Here is a 17143-nt window from a genome sequence, read left to right as displayed (position 1 = left end):
TAAAAATCAGTGGGAAATCTAATTTATTTTTCTTTTATTTTCATGCCTATGCACTTTGCTCAGCATGAGTTCATAGGTGAATGAAAAATAGCTATATTTAACAGCCGCATAGGAATTTGTTTTTCTATTCTTCTGCGATTAAAACGATAAATGAACTCATTGAGGTATTCCTGTACATATTTTTTGGATATTCCGTGGAATGTGCCCTGAATAAATGTTTTCAGGTTGCTAATGGCGATATGTACCCACGGGAGCCACTCATCAACCAATTCTTTCGGCGTCACTCTGGCTTCGTGATGCTGGGTTTTATCAATGATAGTCAATGCACGTAGCCCATCTGAGCGAACATATTGATTGGGGAGAATATGCGCTTGCACAAATTGCTCGACACTTTGGTGGCTGATACGGTTAACAGCCTGCATGGCAATATAGCCGGCTCGTTCACCTTGGGTTTCAACGGCCACAATTATCGGTGTTTTCCCTGCCGCGCCTCGACCACGTTTACCTTTTTGTTTGCCGCCAACCAAGCAATCATCCAATTCTATGTTGCCAGATAACCAATACAGTCTGTCTCTGTGCCCCATTGCGATACGCAATTTTTTCAGTATCAACCTTGCCGTTCGCCAGTTAACTTCAATGAGCTTTTTGAGCCGTAATGCTGATATTCCGCCTTTGTCTGACCCTATAAAATAAATGGCCGTAAACCATTTAGACAGCGGGATATGCGTGCCGTGAAACAGCGTGTCAGATGTCACGGATGTTTGCTTATGGCACTGACAGCATTCATAAAGCTCACGGGTATGGATTTGATAGGCTTGACGATGACCACATTTAGGGCAGATAAATCCATCCGGCCATCGCTGCATTTTCAGGTAATCAAGACAGGCATTTTCTGAATAAAATTGACGTTGCCAATCTATAAAACTCATTTCTGACATGTTCATCATAAAACCCTCCACAAGAAGCGATTTATGATTCTATATTACGCCCAAACTGACCGAGGTGCATAGGCATGTTTATTTTTCATCGGTATTTTCACATCGCTTTGATAATTTATCCCGGCTGAAATTGTGACGTCTGTCTATTGAGCTGGATGAAAGCATCGTTATTTAATTAAGCCGTTCAAAACAGGAAACAAAGGAGTGATACCCACTATGGAAAAGTCCAGCAAAGGGCTTGGTTTGGTGATGCTATTATGTGCGGGTCTGGTCAGTACTGCGGCGCAAGCGTATGACCGGGAACTGGCGCAAAGTTACCAGCAATTGTTTGCCGGGGTGAAAGGCCCATCAGCAGGTCAGGCGCTTGGCCTGATGAGTCCGGGGGCATTTATATCGGCGGCGAAAGCCGGTAAAGCGATGGTGGCGTTGGATATTCGTACTGAGGCAGAGATGTCCGTGTATGGATTAACATTGCCGGGTGCATTAAGCATTGCAGCAGATCAGGTGTTTGAGCCTGATAATCTGGCCAAGTTGCCGCGGGATAAACTTGTGGTTTTGGTGTGTAAGTCCGGTGCCCGAGCTACGGCCGTTGGCACAGCGCTGCGTCACGCAGGCTTTGACAATGTTTTGATCTTAAAAGGTGGTTTTAAGGGATTATCCGCCTTTTTGGGCCCGAAAGAAGCCCATTAGCCTTAGTGGGGATGCTCGGAGCGCAATCGGCTCAGTGTATACCCCAAGGTGAATTTTTTTACTCTCATCTTTGCTTATTTCTCCTTAGGTAAGCCCTGCTTTATTTCGCAGCCGGAAACGGCTGCATTTTTTATGACGTTTTTTTACCCGCCATATTGTCATTTCTAAGTTAACTCTCTGTATTTCTTATTGCTGCAGGTTGGTTAATCTTATTGTGAGTTTTCTTTTACTGATGAGCGTATCTTTTCTAACCCGTTTGAGGCTCTACAACAGAGAATGAAGGTGTTATGCTGGCGAAAAAATAAAGGGATAACCCTGATAGGGTAGTGAGCCGCGGTACATTAAAGCGGGTGGCAAGCGCCGCTCAAAATCATTTAGGTTGTTTTTTCAATGGGCCTGTTTGGCATGGACTGCCGGGTGAATACCATGAAGTAAGACGGAACCGGGCGGGATGTAATGACAGAGCTAACCTCCATATCTTCCACTATTGACACAATTGTGACCTTGTCTGCCGATATTACCGAGCAGGGTGCTTTGGCGATATTTTTACAGTCGCCAGATTGTCAGCGTCAGTATGCCTGTGCGGGGACAACGTTACTGCTAATCTTTACCGCCTCATCTCAACCTGAATGGATGACGGATTTATGCCGCGATGCTGCTGCCTGTATGCCTCGGGCTTGTGTTGCTGGTGCGACGTCCACCGGTGAGATTTTACAGGGTGAAACCCATGTCGGTCGCACCGTGATAACGGCATTATTTTTTCCCACTGCAACCGTACTGCCATTATTACTGCCTTGTGCGCCGGGCTCAGAAACCGATACGGGGCTGCGCTTGGCTGAACAACTTGCAAAGGTCAATGATAATGCGGCTAACTCAGATGTGTCGCAATCTGAAAAAAAACCTGTTGTATCTGGCCGTCATGGCCCGGTCAAAGGTGTGATGCTGCTGGGTAATCCCATTGCCGCGGATTTATCGGCGCTATTATCGGCATTGACTCAGCAGGGCGCTGATTATTGTTTGTTTGGTGGCGGCGCAGGAGATTATGGCCTTAGCCATACCGCTGTATTTGGTGCTTATCCGGCTGATTTTATCGTTGCACAAAGTGATGAGTCTGAAGCTGATGTGAGTCAACGGTTAATTCTTCCCGATGAACAGGCAGTACTGGCGTTGGCTTTTTGTGGTGAGGCGCTCTCCATCTTTACCGACAGTATGCTGGGATGGCGCACTATGACCCATACCCCATTGCGGGTGACAGCATCTTCTGGTGGGACGGTGCAGGAGATTAATCATCAACCTGCACAACAGGTGTATCGGCAGCTGTTAGGGATTGAAGGGGATGACGCGTTTTTCTCCAATGCGCTGGGTTTTCCGTTGTTGGCCCACGCTGGGCAATTGACCGGGCGGTCTGTTGCTTTGTCACCTTTGCCTGCCGATATCTGGCCTCATCCAAGGGATAATGAGCCTGACTGGATGGCTGAGACCATCGCTGCGAGCGCTGATATCAGCTCAGATGTTGCTGGGCAGCCTTCGACTGATACTCCCATTGATTGCGCTGTGGCTGCTTCAACCAGTGGCTCTGGCAATGGGCTAAGCATAAATAAAGTGGAATCCTCGGCTGCTCAGGCGGTTCATCCCACTACGGAGTGTGCGCCGCTATCTGGCCGAGTATCTGGTGAGAAACGGCCAAGCGATACTGAAGCGGATATGATGTTGCGCCAGCGCCGTCAGTCAGATCGCGCCGGGCTGGTAGCGCGAGTACCGGTTGCGGCTGGTGCAGATGGCAGTTTACAGTTTCTTAGCCGCATGCCGTTGGGAAGTGAGTTTGCCATGGGCTTTGTTTACCCCCAACTATTGCAGTGTCAGCTGGAAAGTTTGAATCAGGTATTGAGTGATTTTGGCGCCCAGAGCATTTTGTTGTTTAGTTGTGGCTGTCGCCGCTTTGTTTTGCTTGATGAAGTAAAGCCCGAAACTTTAAGTTTCCAGCGAATTGCTCCGACCAATGGCTTTTATACCGTGACCGAAATCTGTCGTGATCAACCCTTGTTGAACATGAGTTTGGTGGCAGTGGGCTTTAGGGAAGGGCCGCTGACGACATGTCAGAGCGCCAAACAGCCAAGCATGCCGACGCAGTTGCCGGTGTTGCCCGATGGCACTGTGGACAAATATGTTAGCTCTCATGCCCGAGTGTTGGGGCGGCTGTTGCATTTTATTGCCGCCTTGAACCGGGAGTTGGAAACTCAATCTCGGGAGCTAGAGCGACTCAGTTTTCTTGATGGTTTGACCGGCATTGCTAACCGACGCTGTTTTGACCGGCAACTCTATGCTGACTGGCAGCAATTGCAACGTACAGGGCAACCCTTGACGTTGTTGATGGTCGATGTTGATAGTTTTAAACGTTTCAATGACCTTTATGGCCATCGTGCCGGGGATGATTGTTTGATCAAATTGGCCGCTGCCATGGTTGAGAGTATCGGCCGAAGGGGCGATTTGGTGGCGCGTTATGGTGGGGAAGAATTTGCTTTGATCCTGCCCGCAACTGACAGCGATGGGGGCGCAAGAGTTGCTCATCGTTTGCGTCAGGCTATTGTCGGGTTGGCGATTCGCCATGGGCAAAATCAGTCCGGTAGCCCTTATGTGACCGTCAGTATTGGGCAGGCCAGCTGTTATCCTGAACGACAAAGTCGCACTGAACGTACGGATATGAATGTGCAGTCACAGATAAGTGCTTTGATTACTGCTGCCGACAAGGCGCTATACCGGGCCAAGCAGACTGGGCGTAATCGCCTCTGCCTTGCTCCGGAACTTGCACTTTCTGACTTAAAACCTTAAGTCTTTGCGATGGTGATGTTGTTACCTTAGGTAATATCGATAACTTAGGTACATAGTCTGCCTCTGACAATTCCTAAGACTACTTAGTGGTGTTGTGCTGCTGGTGTCCTGGCCAATAATCTGCGCTCATAATAGCCACTTAGAATAAACATCACGCCATACCCACACCCTAGCGCCAAAATCACACTGACCACATTGCCTGAATATTGTCGTAGTAAGTAAAACGCTGCTAAGAGGGAGACAAGTCCACTGATACGGATCAGCAGACTGGGCATAAAGCCGTTATGGGCTTTGATAAAGGCCAGCTGAAAGGCGTTGAGTATCATCAGAACAAAAAAGGCGGCAAAGTGGATCAGGACAATGGCTGCGCCGTGGTATTCAGCAGGATATAGCCAGTGCACTAGCTGCCGTCCCCAGAATAACATCAACAGGAAAAATACGGCACTGACCGCAAAGGCAAAGCGATACAACAGACGTTTGATTGCCGCAATAGCCGCATAATTTTGTTGGCGGACATATTCCGCCAGCTCAGGCAGCACAAAACGGTAGATGGGAAAGACAAATAGTAAGGTCATATAAGTAATTACCGGTCTGACGACAACCTGAAAATTACCCAACTCCTCCAGGGAAAAATAGCGTACTGTTAGTAGTACCATTAGGTAAATCATCAGCATGCTGGCTCCAGTTTCCAATGACGCCGTCATACTGCGCTGCATAAACTGTTTCAGATCTGCCGATAGCATGACCCCTTGTAGCGGATGGGTGCGGATCTGTCGCCGCCGACTGATAAACATCATCACGGCGATAAGAAAATTACCGATAATCAAGCTGTGAAACAGTGCCGATAGCGGCGACATACCCAAGACGCCATACCCCAAAGCAAACAGCAGAATTTGCAGTGCCGGATCAAGCCAAGTGATACGGTTGCTGATCCCATACATGCGATACATGGCCAGTTGATTGGTAAAGTAAATCTTCAGCCCCATGGAAAGAATAATGCCCACCAGTTGCCAGTAAGCCACATTCATATGCAACCGGTGTTTAATATAGGGCAGTACCAGCCCCCACGTCAGCAGTACGACAGCAATCAGGCAGAAGCGGAACAGATTGATAATATCCCTGTCGTTACGGGTTCTGGCATAGCTGACCACCATGGCGCTGCGAAACCCCGTCATCACAATCAGCGCGAGGGTAATCACATCCACCACTGTGTGGTACAGCGCCAGGCTATCTCTGGCAACCCACTGGGCAAGATAAATTTTAAAACCATACCCCAGCGCAATGCTGAGCAGTGTGGCTCCTATGCCTTGAATAAAGACACGTTTAAGTGCGGAGATAGAATACTGTGACATGAAGGCTCCCTGAAATGAGCGCGCAGTGTAGGGGGCAATGCCCTATGTTGGCATGAGCCAGATCACACAGTGAGGGCTTGTGGTTATCAGTGGGTTAAAGTGTCGCCAGCAAGACAGCGAAATCGCATTTGACGCCGCCTTAACGCTGTGTTTTCGCGGTACAGATGTTATGATCTTGCGCCATTAATGGCAGCGATAGACGTTGCCAACAGATTATTTTGACGAGAGTGATACCCATGCCAACAATTCTGGCGCTGGACACCTGTACTGAAGCCTGTTCAGCCGCCCTGACACATCAGGGCCATATCTATTCTGCTTTTGATGAGGTTCCTCGGGAGCATAGCCAGCGTTTACTGCCCATGGTGGATAGTCTGCTGCAGCAGGCAGGTATCCGGCTGACGGACTTAGATGCCATTGCTTATGGCCGCGGACCGGGCAGTTTTACCGGGATCCGAATTTGCACCAGTATGACTCAAGGATTAGCGCTGGGTGCGGATAAGCCTGTGGTGGGGATTTCCACTTTAGCCGCGATGGCACAAAGTGCCATCAGTCGTGGGGCGACTCAGGTGTTAGCCGCCATTGATGCTCGTATGGGCGAAGTGTACTGGGGCCAGTTTATTGCCCACGATGGTCAAGCCCAGTTAATCGGCAGCGAAGCGGTATCGGCGCCGCAAACTGTGGCATTAGCGTTGGATGCCAGTCAGCCCATTGTGGCTTGTGGTACTGGATTTGCCGCTTACCCTGAATTGCTGTCGTTGGCCGGCGGTTTGCAGTTAGATGATGCTGCTCGGTTACCGGATGCCCGCTTTATGTTACCGCTGGCCATTACTGCTCGCGCCGCAGGGGCTTGCACAACCGTAGATGATCTACAACCCGTCTATCTGCGTGACACTGTGGCATGGAAAAAGCTGCCCGGTCGGGAATAGAGATATTGGGCTTCTGTTGTCAGTGCATTGCCTGCCGGTTCGCTCTCAGGGATGGAGCAAAATGGTTTTACGGCAGGCATGATTGCTGATTGGCAGCAGAAGTCCGACCTGTTTGTCAATGGCCGCTATTTATAAAAAAAGCGTCACAGCGCAAAGAATTACAGGATAAACTGTGTCAGTCTTGCCCGCCGGTCGCAACCCGGCCCCACCAGGGAAGGAGAGCCTAGTGCTACAGACCCGGTCCCGGATGCCAAACGCTGCCGATAATGGTCAGCATGCAACACCGGAACAGTTATTTTTCCAGCTGCCTCATATCCGTTTATCAGCCTTGCGTTTTGGTCAGCCGAACCAGCCAGTGATCTTAGCACTGCATGGTTGGCTGGATAATGCTTTGAGCTTTCAGCCACTGGCAGCTGAGCTCAGCGGTTATCAGGTGATTGCGGTTGAATGGCCAGGGCACGGGTATTCTCAGCATCGCCCCGGCAAAACGCCGTTACACTGGGTGGACTATTTGCTGGATTTGCATGCCTTGTTGTCCGTGCTGGATGAGCAGGGCTTGAAACCTGCTGCCTTGCTAGGCCATTCAATGGGGGCGATGGTGGCTTCTGTCTATAGTGCAGTTTATCCCGAACAGGTTCCTGCGCTGATGATGATTGAAGCAGCAGGTCCTTTGGTGGAGGCTGAGAGCAATATTGCTCAGCGGCTTCAGCGCAGTTTAACGCAGCATAATCGTCCTGAGCGTGCTTTGGCGCATTATGCCGATATTAGACCTTTAGTCAGAGCGCGGCATCAGTTAACCGGGTTGGAGCGACATTGGTGTGAACTCTTGATTGCGCGTAATGTTCAACCCCATGAGCAGGGAGTCTGCTGGCGCACCGACCCGCGTTTAAAATTGGACTCTCCGGTGCGTTTTTGTCTGTCTCAGGTCAATGCCTTGATGGATAAAGTGAGTGTGCCGGCATTACTGATCGTTGCCCAGCAAGGGTTGATGCCGTTAGATGACATTCGCCAGCTTGCCGGGCAGTGGTTTGCAGCACTGATACTGACACAGCTACCTGGAAATCATCATTTGCATATGGAACATGCGTCAGACGTTGCCGGTGAAATTGGCGCTTTTTTGCAGTCACACCATATGACTGCAGAATGACGGTTTCGGGGCCAAACTAGGCAAGTTGTTATTTTTATGTGATGATATTTAGAAATTAAAACGATCGTATGAACATCGGCGGTCGTTTACCGTTAATAAAAATCAAAAGTAACTAATCAGAAGTAATTAAAACTAAAAGAGTGGCGGCATTATCTCAGATAGTGCCGTGGCGTTTTTGCCGTAACACTGCTTGAGGCAATGTAGGAGAGATTTGTGGATCAGCCCTGGATTAATCATTTACCAGCCGGTGTGGCGGCCAATATTGATGTTAACCAGTTTTCATCATTGGTGGACTTTTTTGAATGTGCCGTGGCCAAATATGCTGACCAGCCCGCGTTTATCAATATGGGTGCGACGCTGACTTACCGTAAACTGGAAGAGCGTAGCCGTGCTTTCGCCGCTTACCTGCAAAATGAGCTCAAGCTGCAAAAGGGTGATCGGGTCGCTATTATGATGCCGAACCTGCTGCAGTATCCCATCGCACTATTCGGCATTTTACGTGCGGGTATGGTGGTGGTTAATGTGAACCCACTGTATACCCCGCGGGAATTGAAACATCAGCTTAATGATGCTGGAGCCAAAGCCATTGTGGTGGTGTCTAACTTTGCCCGCACGCTGGAAGAGGTGGTGGATGAGACCCCGGTAGAGAGCGTGATTATCACAGGTATGGGTGATTTGCTTAGCACGCCAAAGCGCACATTGGTGAACTTTGTGGTGAAGTACATTAAAAAGCTGGTGCCTAAGTATCATCTACCCCATGCGTTATCTATGCGTCAGGCGCTGTCTAAAGGCCGCCGTATGCAATATGTAAAACCTGAATTAGATTCATCTGATCTGGCCTTTTTACAGTACACAGGTGGTACAACTGGAGTATCTAAAGGCGCCATGCTAAGTCACGGTAACCTGGTGGCCAACGTGTTGCAGGCTGATGGCGCTTATTCTCCAGCACTGCAAAATGGTAAGGAATTTGTAGTGACGGCCCTGCCGCTGTACCACGTTTTTGCCCTGACGGTAAATTGCCTGCTGTTTTTGCACAAAGGCGCTAAAAACCTGTTGATCACTAATCCTCGTGATGTACCTGGTTTTATCAGTGAGTTACGTAAATATCCATTTACTGCGCTGACCGGGGTAAACACCCTGTTTAATGCGCTGGTAAATAATCCAGATTTTGCCACCTTGGACTTTTCACGTCTGAAATTGTCTATTGGCGGTGGTATGTCGGTACAGCGCGCCGTTGCCGATAAATGGCAGAGCCTGACTCAGACCCGTTTGTTAGAAGGTTATGGCTTAACTGAAGCCTCACCACTGGTCACTTGCTGTCCATACAATTTGGACGGTTACAATGGCTCTATTGGTTTCCCTGCGCCATCGACTGATATTCAGGTTCGTGATGAAGAAGGCAATGTGCTACCTCAGGGAGAAACCGGTGAGCTATTTGTAAAAGGCCCGCAAGTGATGCAGGGATACTGGCAGCGTCCAGAAGAGACTGTCAAGGTGCTGGATAGCGATGGCTGGCTCTCAACCGGTGATATCGGTTATATGGATGAAAAAGGGTTCTTCTTTATCGTTGATCGTAAAAAAGACATGATTTTGGTATCTGGCTTCAATGTTTTCCCTAATGAAGTGGAAGAAGTGGTTGCACTGCACCCGAAAGTGGTTGAAGTGGCTGCTGTTGGTGTTCCCCATGAGGTCAGTGGAGAGTTGGTGAAGGTGTTTGTCGTTGCTAAAGACAAGTCTTTAACCAAAGAAGTATTGGTTAAGCATTGCCGTCATCATTTGACGGGCTATAAAGTGCCGAAGCTGGTAGAATTCCGCGATGAATTGCCAAAGACCAATGTCGGTAAGATTTTGCGCCGCCAGCTTCGAGATGAAGCCAGAAAAGCGTAATACCGATAAAGCCGGCGACTGAGCCGGCTTTTTTGTGGCAGTGAAATAGTGGAGACAGATTTGTTAGCGTTTGAATATATTGATACTCAGTCTGCGTTGGATGCGCTGGTGGCCAAATACCAACAGGCTGAATTACTGGTACTGGATACTGAATTTGTCCGCACCCGCACCTATTATGCACGGCTGGGTTTAATCCAAGCTTATGATGGTCAGACTCTGGCGCTGATCGATCCTTTAGCGGTGCAGGATCTTTCCCGCTTTTGGGCATTATTGGCTAATCCGCAGATCATCAAGTTGGTGCACTCCTGTAGTGAAGATTTAGAAGTATTTGCCCATTATGGTCATTGCCAGCCCCAACCGTTGTTTGATAGTCAGTTGGCTGCTTCTGTATGTGGGTTAGGTCATGGCTTGGGCTATGCCAAGCTGGTTGAGCAACTGCTGGGAATTTCTTTAGATAAAGGTGAGTCCCGAACTGATTGGCTAAAGCGCCCATTGTCTGATGCTCAATTGCAGTATGCTGCCAATGACGTGTATTACTTGTATCAGCTATATCCTATGCTGAAGCAACAGGCTGAGCAGCAACAGCGGCTCGATTGGGTGTGGGAAGAGGGCACTCGGATGACCGCCGGTCGTTTGCAGCAACCTGATTTAGAACATGCCTATTTGAAAGTCAAAAATGCCTTTCAATTAACCTCACATCAGCTGGCTTATCTCAAAGTGTTGGCTAAATGGCGGCTAGAAAAAGCCTTGGCACGGGATCTTGCTTTGGGCTTTGTGGTGAAGGATCACGCGCTGATCGGCTTGGCCAAAAAGCAGCCTAGGCAGTTAAGTGACTTGCTAAAGATGAATGATCTGACCGAACAGGAGAAACGCATCAATGGCCGGGACTTGATTAAAGTGATGCAAAGTGCTGATTTAGACAATTTGCCAGAGCCTGTGGATGTGTTAGCACTAAAGCCAGGCTATAAGGCGGCCTTTAAAGCGGTTAAAAATCAGTTAGCCTTAATTTGCGAGCAGCAAAATATTCCGACAGAAATTTTTGCTTCTAAGCGGAATATCCATGATTTTATGCAATGGCATATGGATGGCCGCAGCAAAAAGCTGCCGTTATTGCTCAGTGGCTGGCGAGGCGAATTAGCAAAAGCGCCGTTGTTGACACTGGATCTGACATTGTAAATAGCAGATAGCGCCAATGTTCCCGCCCTGTAACGACAGGGCAGGAACATCGCTAAACCACTCATTGCGGGTTATAGTGTGCCCGGCAGCGTAACATTGAGCTCAATCACCGACAGGTTATCATCGTTCTGTTCCAACTGTACTGTCACCTGATCTTCGGTAATGTGTACATATCTGCGGATCACTTCGATAATATCCTGTTTCATTTGCGGAAAATAATCCGGTGCTCCACGTTCACAACGTTGGTGAGCAACAATGATCTGCAACCGCTCCTTCGCTGTGGCCGCAGTACAGGGCTTGGTGTTACTTTTGAAATAGTCGAGTAAAGACATAATTAGTTGCCAAATATCCTTCTTAAAAAGCCTTTCTTTTCTTCCGTGAGAAATCTGATGGGGAGTTCCTCGCCCAACAATCTTTCGACAGTATCCTGATAAGCATGTCCGGCATCACTTTCACTATCCAAAATGACCGGGACACCGGCATTAGATGCTTTAAGTACTGATTGTGACTCAGGGATCACACCCAGCAGTGGAATTGCCAAGATCTCTTCGACGTCATCGACGCTAAGCATTTCGCCTGAACTGACCCGTTTAGGGCAGTAACGTGTCAGTAAGAGCAATTCTTTAATTGGCTCAAGATTCTGCTCAGCCCGGCGTGATTTACTCTGCAAGATGCCTAATATACGGTCTGAGTCACGTACAGAGCTGACTTCCGGGTTAGTGGTAACTATCGCGGTATCTGCATAGTAAAGTGCCATCATAGCACCATTTTCAATCCCAGCTGGTGAGTCACAGATAATGTACTTAAAGCCCATCTCATCGAGTTTATGTAGCACTGTTCCCACACCATCTTTGGTCAGGGCTTCTTTATCCCGGGTTTGCGATGCTGGCAGGATAAATAGATTTTCACAGCGCTTATCTTTGATCAATGCTTGGTTTAGATTTGCTTCGCCATTGATTACATTGACGAAATCATACACTACCCGACGTTCACACCCCATAATAAGATCAAGATTTCGTAAGCCGATATCAAAGTCGATGACCACGGTCTTGTGACCTTTTAATGCCAGTCCTGTGGCAATTGCAGCACTGGACGTGGTTTTGCCCACACCGCCTTTACCTGAGGTGACAACAATAATCTGTGCCATGTTTTTCTATCCTTTTGTCTGCCAGCTGGTTATTGTTCTGGGCAGAGATTCAACGATCAGCGACTCACCATTGAGTCGAATACATCCGCTGGTTGCAAAATCATGTTCATTGAGGTTTTCATTCAACCAATACTGCCCGGCGATAGAGACGAGTTCAGCTTCCAGTACCTGAGCAATAATAACACTGCGTTTATCACCGCTGGCACCCGCCATAGCTTTTCCCCGCAGGGCACCATAGACGTGAATACTGCCATCGGCGATGACTTCTGCGCCGTTACCGACGTTACCGAACACTATTACATCACTGTTCGGCGCATAAATCTGCTGTCCAGAGCGAATATTTCGCTTGATGATTTTGCTGCCACGGGAAATTAGTGGTGCTTTGATATCTTTTCCGGCTTTGATGTTTGCCAGCCCAAGCGCTTTCACCTTGGCTGACAGAATTTTACTCGCGCCAGAGACTCCCACCATGACGAGGTTATGTGCCGACATTAGTCGTTTAAGCGCAGCTATATCAAATTGGTCGTCATGGATTGCCGAGAGATTGACAACCAATGGCGCGCCAAGAAAAAACTGTGGTGCTTGAGCGATTTTTTGGGCTAATTCAGTCGCTATCAGCTCCAAATTACTGTGTTTGAGATGTAAAACGGAAAGCGTAAAAGATGCGCCCTTCAACTCTATGCAAGGTTTGGCCATCCCCGTAAAATTCTCCCAAAAAACTCAGTCTATGCCCCTGAGTTGAGTTAACTTTTATAGTGCTCATGTTATAGTGTGCCCCCTGTACTGGCAAGATTTGAAAACCCGAATTAGGACATTTATGCTGTGTGCCGTCTATAAAAGCAGCCGTAAAGCGGAGACTTATCTTTTCGTTAGTAAAAGAGATGACTTTTCCCAGGTACCGGAGCCGTTATTAGCTATGTTTGGTACGCCAAAACTGGTGATGGTTTTCCCGATTAATCAGCGTGATAAATTAGGTATTGCCGATATCGAGAAAGTTCGAGCTGAGTTAGCAGATAAAGGCTATTATTTGCAATTACCCCCTCCACCGGAAAATCTACTGAAATCTTATCGTCAGGGACAGGGATTAGATAACTGACGGATAGACTGGGATGGTCGAAATGAAATGGATATTCATACTATGGTTAGGGCTGTTTGTTTCTGTTGCGGTATATGCTGAACCCGAGAATAACAGCCCCTCATTCCAGCTGTTTCTGCAACAGACCAAGCAGCAGCTGGGTCAGAAGTATACCTACCCGTCACAATGGCTCGATAGCCAGTTTTCAACCATAAAGCGTTTTTATGATTTTCGGCCAGCAAAAACCGTTACCGATGAGCCTTTAGCGTTTGGCCATATCACCTTAGAGCACTATCTACCCGCCCGTTTTACATCTGAACAAATTGAGTATGGTGCACAATTACTGGTGCAACATGGGGCGTTATTACAGCGGCTACAGCAGCAATATGGGGTGCAGCCTCGATTTTTAGTCGCGTTATGGGGGGCCTTGTCTAATTATGCGTTAAGCCAGGATGCTTACCCCATGCTCTCGGTGGTGGCTTCGAAAGTGTTCGCCCAGCAATTGCCCATGTCTGAGTTGATCGCGGCTCTGGACTTAGTTAAACATTTTCCAACACAGACTTGGGTAACTGAGCGGCAAGGTGTGATTGCCCCGATAGGTTTTTCTCCATCACGGCTGCAGCAATTTGGGCAGGATGGTAACGGGGATGGCGTGCTTGATATCCGTCATTCGGTTGCAGATATGTTGGCGTCGTTAGCCTATTTTTTGCAACAGCAAGGTTGGCAAGCTGAGCAGACCTGGGGACGACAAGTGAAATTACCCGCTTTATTTAAAGCTGAGTACGGTATGGCGCATAGTGCTAGCTTTGCCTACTGGCAGAACTTAGGCGTGCGCAGGTTTGATGGCGGCAACTTGCCTAAACGGCAAGATATGCAGATTTCACTGTTACGTCCAGATGGCGCAACGGGGCGGCATTACCTTGTTTATGATAATTATCGCGCCTTGTATGCTTGGCAAAATGATCATTATTTTGCGCTTTCTGTCAGTTATTTATCTGAAAGACTGAAGTTAAAGTTTAGGCAGCTCAAAAAATAATAACTTTTTAGTGTAGAATACGCTCCCTCTTTTCCTGATTGAAGTTAAGTCGTAAGTTATGTCCTTTTGGAAGCAGAAAACATTGGCAGAAATGTCCACTGAAGAGTGGGAAATGCTGTGTGATGGGTGTGGTAAGTGCTGTTTGAATAAACTGATCGATGATGAAACCGATGAGCTTTATTACACCAATGCTGCCTGTTTGCTACTGGATTGCCAGACAGGCCAGTGCAAGCACTATAGTGACAGATTTAAACATGTACCACAGTGCACGGAGATCACCGTCGACAATATTGCTGAGTTGGATTGGTTGCCTGATTCCTGTGCTTATCGCAGGTTGCATCTTGGCCGCGAGTTGCCGAGTTGGCACCCTCTGATCGCCGGCTCTAAAGTGGCGATGCGTAACAACGGGATGAGTGTTTGCGGGAAGGTAGTGTGTGAGACGCAAGTAAAAGATATTGAAGACCACATTGTATTGTGGCCGCTCAAAGATATGGATTAGTATCCGCGACGGAACAGTGTAAAAAGCCCCGCACGCGGGGCATTTTTCGTTATGGTCAGCGACGGCATAATGGCACAATCATCACAAACCAAGCGAATAGATATAACGCAAACGCGACTTGCATCCATTGCGCCATAGATAATCCTAACATTCCCCAAACATCATCACCGCACAACCCTGTTGGCATAAACATATCGGGAAACCAGGTGTGTAGCGGAGCAAAACTAGGAAAATCCGGTAAAAAAGAACAGGTAGAAAAAGGCGATGGATTGGCTTGCATATCATGTAGGCTGGTTGCCAGTTTTTCCCCCCAGGCCGCACTCACTAGCCAAAGTAAGGCCGCAGGGAAACGCAGTATCCCTCTAGGACTGATCAGGCCGATAATAGCAGCAAACAAAATCCCCATTACTGCCACCCGCTGATAAACGCACAAAACACAGGGGTGCAGGTGCATACCGTATTGGAAAAATAATGCGCAAGCTTCCAAAAGCAGCGCACTGGCGCCAAGGATTAGCCAGGCAAGGCGGGATTGGGCAAATTGGATCAATGCTGCCACTGAGGACTCCTGAAACAGTTTTATCATGAAATTTGTAATAAAAAACGCCCTAAATCAGGGCGTTTTTTGACTTTACTTAACTCACTTCATGCAGTCAACAGGTGTATCAGTGACCTGTTACACCCATCACTTCACTGATGGAATGGTGCAGTAATAAACCTGAGTTATAGAAATGTTGGGTCATATCTGCCAAGAAACCAGTTTCAATGGCCAGCAGACCAGCAACAGACAATACGATAGTGTATGGCAGTGCCATCCAAACCATGCGGCCGTATGACAGGCGAATAAGCGGTGCCAGTGCCGACGTCAGCAGGAACAGGAACGCAGCTTGGCCGTTTGGTGTCGCTACGGATGGCAGGTTAGTCCCGGTATTGATAGCAACAGCCAACAGATCGAATTGATCTCGGGTGATTTGACCATCTAACAGCGCCGCTTTTACTTCATTGATATACACGGTTCCCACAAACACGTTATCGGATACCATGGACAATAGGCCATTGGCGATAAAGAAGATCACTAACTGCATATTGCCTTCAAATGCCAGTGCCCAATGGATCACTGGGGCAAACAGACGCTGATCAATAATCACGGCAACAACGGCAAAAAATACCGCCAGCAGCGCTGTAAATGGCAAGGCCTCTTCAAAAGCTTTACCCAGAGCATGTTCATCGGTAATGCCGTTAAATGCAGTACACAGGATGATAACGGTCAGACCGATTAGGCCCACAGACGCGAGGTGGAAAGCTAGGCCAATAATCAGCCAGATGCCGACAATGGCTTGGATGATCAATTTCATCTTATCGCGATTAGTACGGCGAGCATCTTCGTGATCAGCATAGTCACACAGAATCTGACGTACGCTGTCAGGCAGTTGCGCGCCATAGCCAAATATCTTGAACTTTTCTACTAACAGACAGGTAGAAATACCGGCGATAAAGACAGGAACAGTAACCGGTGACATCCGGATCGCAAACTCAGCAAATTGCCAATTTGCTTGTGCGGCAATAATCAGGTTTTGTGGTTCGCCCACCATGGTGCAAACACCACCCAGAGCAGTACCCACACCAGCATGCATCAGCAGATTACGCAGGAAACCACGAAATGCTTCCAGCTCATCATTATTCAGCTGATTTTGGCCTTCAGAGGTATGATCATGATCGGCGCCAAACTCTTTTCCTGATGCGACTTTATGGTAGATAGCATAAAAACCAACCGCGACAGCGATGATCACTGCGATAACGGTTAATGCATCCAAGAAGGCTGACAGAAAGGCTGAGGCACAGCAAAATAGCAGCGACACTGCCATTTTAGAGCGCACCTTGGTGATCATTTTGGTAAAGCCAAACAGCAACAGCTGTTTCATAAAGTAGATACCGGCGACCATAAAGACCAGCAGCAGTAACACTTCTAAGTTGGCTTCAATTTCATGTAGCACCTGACTTGGGCTAGTCATTCCAATGATGACAGCTTCGATAGCCAGTAGGCCACCGGGTTGCAGTGGATAGCATTTCAGCGCCATAGCCAGGGTGAAAATAAACTCGACCACCAATACCCAACCAGCAACAAATGGGTTGAGGTAGAAGAGAATCGGGTTAAGGATTAAAAATGACAGAATTGCGATTTTGTACCACTTGGGAGAGTTACCCAAGAAGTTTCCAATAAACGCCTGACTCATTGTCACAGGCATGGCACCCTCTCTAACTTATAAGAATATTGAATAACGTTTACAGGTTTGTTGCACGTTTCTTGCGCGGGCACAAGTTTAGCCCAAACCAGGTTGATTGTAATGACTTAGCAATTGCTTAATTTCAAAAAGCGGAGCTATCCGGCAAAAACAAAGATTTAATATATGTGTTTGGATTATTTTTGACCAAAAAACCCTTTT

General features: G+C 47.9%; 16 protein-coding genes. 9 read left to right on the top strand and 7 right to left on the bottom strand.

The features are described from left to right. Positions 1-59: 59 nt before the first annotated feature. On the bottom strand, positions 60-944 hold the full coding sequence (locus NFHSH190041_RS11730; RefSeq protein WP_261925107.1) for an IS1595 family transposase: 885 nt from the start codon (positions 942-944) through the stop codon (positions 60-62). Between the two features lie 210 nt (positions 945-1154). Between NFHSH190041_RS11730 and NFHSH190041_RS11725 the strand changes: the two genes are divergently transcribed. Together NFHSH190041_RS11725 and NFHSH190041_RS11720 are read left to right on the top strand one after the other, a co-directional pair. Next, positions 1155-1628, top strand: coding sequence for a rhodanese-like domain-containing protein (locus NFHSH190041_RS11725; RefSeq protein ID WP_261922023.1), 474 nt, complete (start codon positions 1155-1157; stop codon positions 1626-1628). Between the two features lie 456 nt (positions 1629-2084). Continuing rightward, positions 2085-4457 (top strand): diguanylate cyclase domain-containing protein, encoded by a 2373-nt coding sequence (locus NFHSH190041_RS11720; protein WP_261922022.1) that lies wholly within the window; start codon positions 2085-2087, stop codon positions 4455-4457. Positions 4458-4540: 83 nt separating this feature from the next. Here NFHSH190041_RS11720 and NFHSH190041_RS11715 read toward each other — a convergent pair whose 3' ends face one another. Beyond that, entirely contained in the window at positions 4541-5809 is a 1269-nt protein-coding gene (locus tag NFHSH190041_RS11715; RefSeq protein ID WP_261922021.1) for a lipopolysaccharide biosynthesis protein, read from the bottom strand. 236 nt (positions 5810-6045) lie between these two features. Between NFHSH190041_RS11715 and tsaB the strand changes: the two genes are divergently transcribed. The 4 genes from tsaB to rnd all read left to right on the top strand — a co-directional run bounded on the left by tsaB (position 6046) and on the right by rnd (position 10945). Continuing rightward, complete coding sequence (gene tsaB, locus NFHSH190041_RS11710; protein WP_261922020.1) at positions 6046-6735, top strand: tRNA (adenosine(37)-N6)-threonylcarbamoyltransferase complex dimerization subunit type 1 TsaB; 690 nt, start codon at positions 6046-6048, stop codon at positions 6733-6735. Between the two features lie 226 nt (positions 6736-6961). Further along, a complete protein-coding gene (locus tag NFHSH190041_RS11705; RefSeq protein WP_261922019.1) occupies positions 6962-7882 on the top strand; it encodes an alpha/beta fold hydrolase in 921 nt (306 codons plus the stop codon). A 213-nt stretch (positions 7883-8095) separates the two neighbouring features. Then, on the top strand, positions 8096-9769 hold the full coding sequence (fadD, locus tag NFHSH190041_RS11700) for a long-chain-fatty-acid--CoA ligase FadD (RefSeq protein WP_261922018.1): 1674 nt from the start codon (positions 8096-8098) through the stop codon (positions 9767-9769). A 60-nt stretch (positions 9770-9829) separates the two neighbouring features. Then, positions 9830-10945 carry a ribonuclease D gene (rnd, locus tag NFHSH190041_RS11695; RefSeq protein ID WP_261922017.1) on the top strand — a complete coding sequence of 372 codons (1116 nt, stop codon included), beginning with the start codon at positions 9830-9832 and terminating at the stop codon, positions 10943-10945. Positions 10946-11016: 71 nt separating this feature from the next. On the opposite strand, the gene minE is transcribed toward rnd, so the two are convergent. The 3 genes from minE to minC are packed head-to-tail and all read right to left on the bottom strand — an operon-like array spanning position 11017 to position 12788. Continuing rightward, a complete protein-coding gene (gene minE / locus NFHSH190041_RS11690) occupies positions 11017-11277 on the bottom strand; it encodes a cell division topological specificity factor MinE (protein ID WP_261922016.1) in 261 nt (86 codons plus the stop codon). 2 nt (positions 11278-11279) lie between these two features. Further along, the gene (gene minD / locus NFHSH190041_RS11685; protein ID WP_261922015.1) at positions 11280-12092 is read right to left on the bottom strand and encodes a septum site-determining protein MinD; all 813 of its coding nucleotides are present in this window, start codon (positions 12090-12092) and stop codon (positions 11280-11282) included. A 6-nt stretch (positions 12093-12098) separates the two neighbouring features. Then, the gene (minC, locus tag NFHSH190041_RS11680; protein ID WP_261922014.1) at positions 12099-12788 is read right to left on the bottom strand and encodes a septum site-determining protein MinC; all 690 of its coding nucleotides are present in this window, start codon (positions 12786-12788) and stop codon (positions 12099-12101) included. A 121-nt stretch (positions 12789-12909) separates the two neighbouring features. Here minC and NFHSH190041_RS11675 point away from each other — a divergent pair, with 121 nt between their 5' ends. The 3 genes from NFHSH190041_RS11675 to NFHSH190041_RS11665 are packed head-to-tail and all read left to right on the top strand — an operon-like array spanning position 12910 to position 14702. After that, on the top strand, positions 12910-13188 hold the full coding sequence (locus tag NFHSH190041_RS11675; RefSeq protein ID WP_261922013.1) for a YcgL domain-containing protein: 279 nt from the start codon (positions 12910-12912) through the stop codon (positions 13186-13188). Positions 13189-13210: 22 nt separating this feature from the next. After that, complete coding sequence (locus NFHSH190041_RS11670) at positions 13211-14203, top strand: lytic transglycosylase domain-containing protein (RefSeq protein ID WP_261922012.1); 993 nt, start codon at positions 13211-13213, stop codon at positions 14201-14203. A gap of 58 nt (positions 14204-14261) precedes the next feature. Next, positions 14262-14702: a YcgN family cysteine cluster protein gene (locus NFHSH190041_RS11665; protein ID WP_261922011.1), complete on the top strand. Its 441-nt coding sequence runs from the start codon at positions 14262-14264 to the stop codon at positions 14700-14702. Between the two features lie 55 nt (positions 14703-14757). Here NFHSH190041_RS11665 and dsbB read toward each other — a convergent pair whose 3' ends face one another. Next, positions 14758-15258, bottom strand: a complete 501-nt coding sequence (gene dsbB, locus NFHSH190041_RS11660; RefSeq protein WP_261922010.1) for a disulfide bond formation protein DsbB — start codon at positions 15256-15258, stop codon at positions 14758-14760. A gap of 106 nt (positions 15259-15364) precedes the next feature. Further along, the gene (nhaB, locus tag NFHSH190041_RS11655) at positions 15365-16945 is read right to left on the bottom strand and encodes a sodium/proton antiporter NhaB (protein WP_261922009.1); all 1581 of its coding nucleotides are present in this window, start codon (positions 16943-16945) and stop codon (positions 15365-15367) included. Positions 16946-17143 lie beyond the last annotated feature (198 nt).

The organism is Shewanella sp. NFH-SH190041 (genome assembly GCF_024363255.1).
GTDB lineage: Bacteria > Pseudomonadota > Gammaproteobacteria > Enterobacterales > Shewanellaceae > Shewanella.
Note: the sequence above shows the minus strand (reverse complement) of the source record. Positions and strands in the feature narration are given on the sequence as shown.